The following is a 5,524-nucleotide window of genomic DNA, read 5'->3' on the forward strand; positions in this document are numbered from 1 at the left end:
CCGAAGGTCCGGCCGGACGCGCCGGTCGCGGTGTCCACGAGGACGGTCTGCCCGGCCCTCGCCTCGCCCTCCACGACGACGGTCTTCCACGCGGCACCGCCGGGGTTGAGCACCGCGGCCGCCGTGGCGTCGTCGACGCCGTCGGGCACCGGAAGCCACACACCGCGCCGTACGACGGTGCGTTCGGCCATCCCGCCGTACGGCGGCCGGAGGCCGAAGAACGCCACCCGCGTGCCGTCGTCCTGCCGGCCCACGCCGTCCAGCCCGACGACCGCGGGGAACTCCGCCGGGGCATAGTGCACGCCCGCGGCCATCCAGCGGTCGGACGGCTTCAGCGCCGCCGCGGTGACCGTCACGACCGCCTCGTCCTCGCCCGCCACCGGCGCGGGAAAGGCCTCATAGCGGGGCGTACCGCCGAGTCTGTGCAGTACTGCGGCGTGCATCGTCTTCATGGCATCCCCATTCCGTTCACTGTGAACGGAACGGTAGCACCAAACCCGTGCATAATGAACGGGATGGAGAAGGCCGAGGACTACTACGACGTCTGGCTCGGCATGCTCGGGCGGATCTCACGCCCACGGTTCTTCGCGCTGATCCTCGACCGGGCCGGCGTCGACCTGGACCTGGACCTGGTCCGCTACCTCGTCCACATCGACATGCGCGGCCCGATCGGGGTCCTGGACCTGGCCGAACTCGCCGAGCAGAACCACCCGAAGGCCAGCCGCTCACTGGCCCGGCTGGAGCAACGAGGCCTGATCCGCCGCGCCGAGGCTCCGCACGACCGGCGGATCAAGACCGCGACGGTCACCCCCGAGGGCCACCGCGTGGTCGAGGCGATCAACCAGGGCCGCAGACGGGTCCTCGACGAGGTCTTCGCCGACTGGAGCGCGCACGACCGCACAGAACTCGCCCGCCTCACCCGCCGCTTCGCGGACGGAATGTTCGCCCTGGTCGAGGCCCAGGACGGCGAGCATCTCTAAGGCCTGCAAAGTCCCGTTCAGCCGGACGGCGGGACCTTGATAGGCCTAGGCCGCGGACACCTTGGAGCGCTCGTTGTAGGAGCCGGTGTACTCCTGGCCCGACAGCTTCTGGATCTCTTTCATGATCTCGTCGACCAGGGCGCGGCGGCCGCGGGCGGGTGGCATGTCGGCGAAGGGCTTGAAGTCGATCGGTTTGCCGAACGTCACGCCCGGTCGGTGGACGCGTGGCAGGCGGGCGCCGACCGGCATGATCCGCGGTGTGTCGCGTACGGCGACCGGGACGATGTTCACCTGGGCGTTCAGTGCGAGCCAGCCCACGCCCGTGTGCCCCCGGTAGAGTCGGCCGTCCTCGGACCGGGTGCCCTCGGGGTAGATGGCGAAGGCGTTGCCCTCGTCGAGGGTCTTGAGCGCGATGTCGAGCGCGGCGACGGCCGCCCGCTGCTCCGTGCGCGGTACCGGGATGTGGCCCATCGAGCTGAGGAACGCGCCGAGGACGCTGTTCTCGAAGTACTCGGCCTTGGCCAGGAACGTGACCCGGCGGGGCATGACAAGGGGGATCAGCACGCTGTCCACGAACGACAGATGGTTGCTGGCAAAGATGATCGGACCGTCGGCTGGGACGTTCTCCAGGCCCGAGACCACCGGCCGGAACACGATCTTGAGAAGCCGCCGGACGACGGTGGACATGAACCAGTACAGCACCTATGCCTCCCTGAACTCTCCGTAACTGTAGACCGTCAAGCTCAGGAGGAGGTCGCGGCGCGGGCGGCGATCGTCAAAGCTCGTAATGGTATTGCCGTGTCTTGCGCAGCGGACGGAATCCCAGCCGCTCGTTGACGGCGAGCATGTGCTCGTTGTCCTCGGCGTTGTCGGTCTCGATCTCCGCGACCGCCGGCCATTCGGCGCGCAGCCAGTCGAGCATCGCGGCCTTGACCCACAGGCCGAGCCCGTTGCCGCGGTGCTCGGGCACCACGGCCGTGTCGGACTGGATGGCCCGGGTGCCGTCGCCGACCGGGATGACCAGCTCGGTGAAGCCGGCGATCCTGTCGCCGTGCAGGGCACCGACCGTGAGGAGGGTGTCGCCACGCTTCTCCACGACTTCGGCCATGTCGCGGACGCGGTCGGCGTCCCAGGTGGTCGTGGTGTCCATGTCTCCGGCGGGCATGTCGCCCATGGCCGACTTGGCGGTGGCGAAGGTGTCGGCCAGGTCGTCGGGCACGACGCCGAGCCAGCGCGTCAGGCGGTAGCCCGGGTGCTCGGCGTGCACGATCTCCGCGATGCCGCTCACCTCGTGCACGTCGAGCAGGAGCAGGCTGAGCGAGAGCACGCAGGTGAACCCCTTGGCCTCGAGGAACGCGACGCCGGGGGTGTCGGAGGAGGCCTCGACGACGAGGCTGCGGCGCTTCTCCCGGCGCGCCGCGCGGGCGACGGTCTCGAGCAGGCGTGAGCCGATGCCGTGCCGCCGGTGGTCCGGGTGAACGTCGATCGTGAACTGGCCGAGGTGATCGCGCCCCGGGCCGTCGAAGAGGCGGAGCCGCGCGACCCCGGTCAGCGTGCCGGCGGTCCGGACGGCCCACCGCAGGTCGCGGCTGTCCAGACCCGGGGTCGTCAGGTCGCCGTGCACGTGGTCGAGCGTGGGCATCGGCTCGCCGGGCAGGTCACGGGCCACCGACGCGGCGAGGACGCCATGCCACTCCGCGACGTCGCTATCCGAGATGTCGTGCAGTTGCTGAACCGTGTCCAAGGAGGCTCCTCGAATGGTTGGCTCGCCTTCCTATGGACCGTACGCGCCACGGCGGTGACGCGTCTGTCATTCGAGGTAGCCGCATGTACGCGAAACTATGGGTTTGACCGCTATGCCCGAGAGATTCAGGCATATTGATCATGATTCATCGGGCGCGGGCGATAAAGATCACCCGCGCTCGAGCGGCTTTCGCAGCAGTACGGCCTGCCGCCGATAGCCCATGCGCTCTTCGTAGAACGGGATCGAGAGCGGACTGTTCAGGTTGGTGTTCGTCACCGCGACGACCGCCCCACCTGCCCGGCCCCATTCTTCGGCTGCCTCCATCAGGGCTGTGCCCACGCCCCCGCGCTGGTAATCCTCCGCGACCACGAGGAGGTTCACCTCGAGCCGCGTGCGCGACAGGTCGCGCTGGATCTGCCGGTGGGCGTCGGGCGCGGGCCGGAGGATCGCCGCCTCGATGATTCCCACCACGCCGTACGGCGGAATCTCGGCCACGCGCCACAGTTCGTCGGCCGCGCGCTCGGCGCGGATGGCCGCCTCGAACCACTCCGCGAGGCCGTCCTCGTCGGGCACCTGGATCACCTCGGGGACGCGTGCGGCGTAGTAACGGCCGGCGTCCACCCACGCTCGCGCGCAGCCATCGCCGTCGCCGGGCCGGATGTCACGGATGATCGGGCGCATGGGGTGATTGTCCGCCGTACGACGTGACGATCAACCCCCGGGCCCGGTTGCCCGGCCGGGGTCGGAGAGCACGTGGAGAAGGCCGATCAGCGTCGGGCCGCCCACGATCTCCCCGCCGGCGATGAGGCCGCGGACGTCGGAGAGCGGCACCCAGGCGATGCGCTCGGCCTCGGTGATGTCGGTCGGCGGCCCGATGTGCTCGGCGCCGTCCGCGCGAAAGATGTGGTGGCGGGAGTCGACCGAGCCGCTGGAGGGCTGCGAGACGACGAGGAGCCGCGGCGGCCCCGGACGCCAGCCGGTCTCCTCCTCGGCCTCGCGCACCGCGGCCTCCTCGGGCGTCTCGCCCTTCTCGATCCGCCCGCCCGGGATCTCCCAGCCCCACGTGCCGGTGACGTGCCGATGCCGCCACATCAGCAGGACGCGGTCGTGCTCGTCCAGGATCACGACGACCGCCACGGGCCGCGCCATCCGTACGACATGCTGCTCGAACCGGCTGCCGTCCGGAAGCTCGACGTCGACCAGATCAAGGCTGATCCACGAACTCTCGTAGATCGCCCGCCGTCCGTGAACCATCCACTCCATGAAGGCCGTCCTTCCCGCTCGCTCGCACCCGGCATTACACCGTCACCCTGCCTCCTCCTGTCTCATATGCCACATGTGGCGTGTTTTCACCTCTTCTGGCCAAGGAATGCGGCGCCGCGCCACCGGGTGCTTTGCTGGCGGGTACCGCATGCGGAGGATGGTCATGGCGAGACGGACCCGCGGCCAGGCGCAGTTGGCGTGGTGGACGGGAATCGCGGCGTTGGGCGCCTTCGCCCTGTACGCGGGCACCTGGCGCCTGTGGGCGCTGACGGTGCTGGTCTGGTCCATGTACGAGCTGTGCTTCTGCCCGACCAGGTGCGGCGTGGCGACGCGCGAGGGCGACCCCTGCCGGAACGGCGCCCGCGGTCACCTGTTCGCGTGCACGAACGTCGCGGGCCACCAGCAGATCAAGACCGACGCCCTGTGGCGCCTGCCCGGCCGGCGCAGCCCGCTGGCCCGCCTCCGCCCCGGGTACGGCCACGGTGCGCCGTCGCACCGAAAGACGCCGTTGCCGCCCTCTTCGGCGGAGCCGGGCGACGTGGAGTCGAACCAGCGGATCATGGCCTACGTCGCGGTCGTGTGCGTGTTCGCCATCGTCATCCAGACCGCGGTGGGCCTCGCCGTCCTCTGACCGGGAAACGTATGGCGGCGCTGGTCACGGACATCTCGGACTTTAAGGATGTTCGCCCGCGATGTCATACTCGCCCCATGAGGGCGGGCTGCGGACTGCGGGCGTCGCGTGCGGTGGTGTTCACCGTGCTGTCGGTGCTGCTGTCCGCCGGAGGCCGTCTCGTCGTGACCGGCAGGCCGATGCCGGTGGCCACGCTGTTGCTCGCCGGCGCCGTCGTTTTCGTCCTGGCGCTGCTGCTGACCGGGGCGGAGCGCTGCTTCCTGCAGATCGCGGCCATGCTGATCCCGGCCGAGCTGGCGCTGAACGCGCTGTTCAACAGCGTGCAGGAGCGGTGTTCCCTGGGCGTGCCGGGCGCGGGCTCCGGCGGCTGGCCGGGGCTGCTGGTCTGTGGCGGTGGCTCCGTACGACCCGGCCTGCTCGGTGCCGCCGCGGCCTCTCCCGCGCACTCACTGACCGTTCTCGCCGCCGGCCAGGTCCTGCTCCTGCTGGCGCTGCACACCGTCGTCGCCCTCGTGATGGCCGCGTGGCTGCGGCGCGGTGAGGCGGCCGTCTTCGTGGTGCTGCGCGCGGCCGCGGCGCTGAGCTGGGCCGGGCTGACGGCGCTGTCGGCGCTGCTCACGGCCCCGGCCCCGGCTCCTCTGCCTCCCGCGTGGCGGGTGCCGCCGCTGGAGCGGCCGTGCCCCGGCCCGCGGCATGTGCTGCGGCGTACGTCGGCTCGGCGGGGTCCGCCGGTTCTCGCTCCGGCCTGCTGAGGAACCGCTCCTACCCTCACACCCTCGCCGTACGGCGCGCCTCGGCGTGCCGTCATTCGTCGCCGGGCATCGCTCGCGACGGGAGAGGGCTCCCCGGCGGTTCCCCGAGGGGACCCATTCGCCTGCCAGGCGTGGGTTCCCGCTCAGGTCATGC

The 5,524-nt window shown here is 70.7% G+C and carries 7 protein-coding genes and 1 pseudogene; 3 read left to right on the plus strand and 5 right to left on the minus strand.

Features of this window, described 5'->3' with window-relative positions; translation table 11 throughout:
• Positions 1-443: pseudogene (locus ACFFNX_RS01000) on the minus strand (hypothetical protein); the annotation flags it as partial.
• 72 nt (positions 444-515) lie between these two features.
• Between ACFFNX_RS01000 and ACFFNX_RS01005 the strand changes: the two are divergent.
• Positions 516-980 carry a MarR family winged helix-turn-helix transcriptional regulator gene (locus ACFFNX_RS01005; RefSeq protein WP_378193528.1) on the plus strand — a complete coding sequence of 155 codons (465 nt, stop codon included), beginning with the start codon at positions 516-518 and terminating at the stop codon, positions 978-980.
• Positions 981-1,025: 45 nt separating this feature from the next.
• Here ACFFNX_RS01005 and ACFFNX_RS01010 read toward each other — a convergent pair whose 3' ends face one another.
• The 4 genes from ACFFNX_RS01010 to ACFFNX_RS01025 all read right to left on the minus strand — a co-directional run bounded on the left by ACFFNX_RS01010 (position 1,026) and on the right by ACFFNX_RS01025 (position 3,987).
• The gene (locus ACFFNX_RS01010; RefSeq protein ID WP_378193531.1) at positions 1,026-1,682 is read right to left on the minus strand and encodes a lysophospholipid acyltransferase family protein; all 657 of its coding nucleotides are present in this window, start codon (positions 1,680-1,682) and stop codon (positions 1,026-1,028) included.
• Positions 1,683-1,755: 73 nt separating this feature from the next.
• Entirely contained in the window at positions 1,756-2,724 is a 969-nt protein-coding gene (locus ACFFNX_RS01015; RefSeq protein WP_378193535.1) for a GNAT family N-acetyltransferase, read from the minus strand.
• 168 nt (positions 2,725-2,892) lie between these two features.
• Complete coding sequence (locus ACFFNX_RS01020) at positions 2,893-3,405, minus strand: GNAT family N-acetyltransferase (RefSeq protein WP_378193538.1); 513 nt, start codon at positions 3,403-3,405, stop codon at positions 2,893-2,895.
• Between the two features lie 30 nt (positions 3,406-3,435).
• A complete protein-coding gene (locus ACFFNX_RS01025) occupies positions 3,436-3,987 on the minus strand; it encodes an NUDIX hydrolase (RefSeq protein WP_378193541.1) in 552 nt (183 codons plus the stop codon).
• A gap of 163 nt (positions 3,988-4,150) precedes the next feature.
• Here ACFFNX_RS01025 and ACFFNX_RS01030 point away from each other — a divergent pair, with 163 nt between their 5' ends.
• Together ACFFNX_RS01030 and ACFFNX_RS01035 are read left to right on the plus strand one after the other, a co-directional pair.
• The gene (locus ACFFNX_RS01030; RefSeq protein WP_378193543.1) at positions 4,151-4,618 is read left to right on the plus strand and encodes a hypothetical protein; all 468 of its coding nucleotides are present in this window, start codon (positions 4,151-4,153) and stop codon (positions 4,616-4,618) included.
• Positions 4,619-4,695: 77 nt separating this feature from the next.
• A complete protein-coding gene (locus tag ACFFNX_RS01035) occupies positions 4,696-5,370 on the plus strand; it encodes a hypothetical protein (protein ID WP_378193546.1) in 675 nt (224 codons plus the stop codon).
• The last annotated feature ends 154 nt before the right edge of the window (positions 5,371-5,524 follow it).

It is taken from the genome of Actinoallomurus acaciae (assembly GCF_042429965.1).
Taxonomy (GTDB): Bacteria; Actinomycetota; Actinomycetes; order Streptosporangiales; family Streptosporangiaceae; genus Actinoallomurus; species Actinoallomurus acaciae.

What these genes read in the sequence shown, in the direction of transcription:
- ACFFNX_RS01030 (WP_378193543.1), top strand. Translation starts at nt 4,151, where the DNA reads ATGGCGAGACGGACCCGCGGCCAGGCGCAGTTGGCGTGGTGGACGGGA.
- ACFFNX_RS01025 (WP_378193541.1), bottom strand. Translation starts at nt 3,987, where the DNA reads ATGGAGTGGATGGTTCACGGACGGCGGGCGATCTACGAGAGTTCGTGG.
- ACFFNX_RS01005 (WP_378193528.1), top strand. Translation starts at nt 516, where the DNA reads ATGGAGAAGGCCGAGGACTACTACGACGTCTGGCTCGGCATGCTCGGG.
- ACFFNX_RS01035 (WP_378193546.1), top strand. Translation starts at nt 4,696, where the DNA reads ATGAGGGCGGGCTGCGGACTGCGGGCGTCGCGTGCGGTGGTGTTCACC.
- ACFFNX_RS01020 (WP_378193538.1), bottom strand. Translation starts at nt 3,405, where the DNA reads ATGCGCCCGATCATCCGTGACATCCGGCCCGGCGACGGCGATGGCTGC.